Here is a 592-nt window from a genome sequence, read left to right as displayed (position 1 = left end):
TGAGGCGTTTGTTAGTTTAAATATCGTCAACGTCAGGAACCATTGTTTTCATTATGTCTGAAAACTCACCTTCGACATATGACGATATTTTTGCAAACAATCCCCAAAGAGCTAACTCGAATGCAGTATCTTTATCAACATCTCCCCAGTTAATAGGGACAGACTTAATAAAGTCTTCAATTTGATGTTCCAGTCCTTGATGTTCGACTCTGTGAGCAATTTTGTTTCTAATATTATTTAGTTTCCTAGCAGCAATCCAACATGTTTCATCAGCGTCTTTAGGTAACATTGATTGCGCTAGGCAAATAGCTTGATCGCAACTGAGTTTCGCTTTTTCTAATACTTTGTAATTTGGCAAATTAGTTTCGATAATTAACCTTATTTGCTCCTCAATTAATAAATGACCTTTCAAAATAACAAGTTCGCGTTCTTTACCATGAGGCAAGAGAGATATAAATCGCTCAAATGCTGCAAATTGTCTTTCGTTTGGAGTCATACAGACTGTCCTTTTTAAACTAACGCCCGGTTAAGGGGCAGACAACGCCACTACCAAGCTTCCGCATTACACCATAACCACAAAAACCAACGCATA

1 protein-coding gene is annotated in these 592 nt (G+C 37.5%); it reads right to left on the bottom strand.

Annotated elements, in window-relative coordinates:
• Nucleotides 1–16: 16 nt before the first annotated feature.
• Complete coding sequence (locus GOU96_RS18125) at nt 17–496, bottom strand: hypothetical protein (RefSeq protein WP_019829640.1); 480 nt, start codon at nt 494–496, stop codon at nt 17–19.
• Nucleotides 497–592 lie beyond the last annotated feature (96 nt).

Source organism: Vibrio sp. R-1 (genome assembly GCF_035615595.1).
GTDB lineage: Bacteria > Pseudomonadota > Gammaproteobacteria > Enterobacterales > Vibrionaceae > Vibrio > Vibrio cholerae.
Note: the sequence above shows the minus strand (reverse complement) of the source record. Positions and strands in the feature narration are given on the sequence as shown.